The sequence below is a fragment of the Moraxella sp. VT-16-12 genome, assembly GCF_002224245.2.
In the GTDB taxonomy this organism is placed as follows: domain Bacteria; phylum Pseudomonadota; class Gammaproteobacteria; order Pseudomonadales; family Moraxellaceae; genus Moraxella.
In genome coordinates this window covers 1-884 of sequence record NZ_NKHK02000029.1, presented here as the reverse complement: position 1 = coordinate 884, position 884 = coordinate 1, and the positions used below count along the sequence as shown (strand labels likewise).

Sequence of the window (884 nt, the reverse complement as noted above, 5' to 3'; positions counted from 1 at the left end):
GTGCAGATGTAGCTACTGTGCTGCGCTTAGACTTAGAACCGCCCTTGCGACCGCGTGCAGCCTGAATTTCTGGCGTGTGCGTATCAGCCACATACTGTGCGAAAGTTTCCGGCGTGAAGTTCCTGTGCGTGTATTTCGCAATGCTCTTGCCAATAGCCCGACATTCAGCCAGTGAAAGCGGAACGGGAAGCGATGCATTGTACATTTCGACACGCTGGATCACCGCTTCAAGCCACTGTGAGAACGCTGGCCAGCCCTGACGAATCGCCCTGTAAGCCCATTTGCGCGTCATTTCGAACAGGTGGCAGTTTCGTCGATGCTACGGCGCGCTGAGGCGCTCAAATCGAGATAATCAGCCAGTTCATCGAGGGTATAGGCTTCCTCGCGCCACTCCATCACCAGCCATTCCAGGTGGAACGGATTTTTGCAAATCAGGCCGCTGTAGTTCACATCCGCACAAAGTTTCTCACACAGCGAACGTTCAACCGCTGCGGCATATTTCAGCGCCTTAACCGAGGCATCAGGCGCGGTTCTCACGGCGATGTTGAGTGCGTAGAGCAGGTGAGCGTGTCCGTTCACAGGATTTTTAACGGTGATGTTCGGCGCGGGAGCGTTCCGGTCGCTCCAGTCAATCGCAGCCCCCTCGCGGTCAACGTCAAAAACCAGCCAGAACTGCGCATGAGGCTGGTTCTGCTGTATGTACCGCGCAAGAAGCGCACGCCCTTTGCCGGAGATGCGAAGACCAAAAGCGAGATCATCCGTGTGATAGGGACGATGGGGTAAATTTTCGTCGAAGTATTGAAGCGCGGCGCTCATGTGTTACGATTCTCTCCGGGTTATGCGACCTACACGCCCTCTGTATTTCATGTTGAATCTTGCCGGAT

General features: G+C 54.9%; 1 protein-coding gene and 1 pseudogene. Both read right to left on the bottom strand.

The features are described 5' to 3' along the window. A pseudogene (locus CEW93_RS11115) lies at positions 1 to 292 on the bottom strand (plasmid replication protein); the annotation flags it as partial. Beyond that, a complete protein-coding gene (locus CEW93_RS11110) occupies positions 289 to 816 on the bottom strand; it encodes a replication initiation protein (RefSeq protein WP_370511956.1) in 528 nt (175 codons plus the stop codon). The pseudogene CEW93_RS11115 and the gene CEW93_RS11110, both read right to left, overlap by 4 nt. Positions 817 to 884 lie beyond the last annotated feature (68 nt).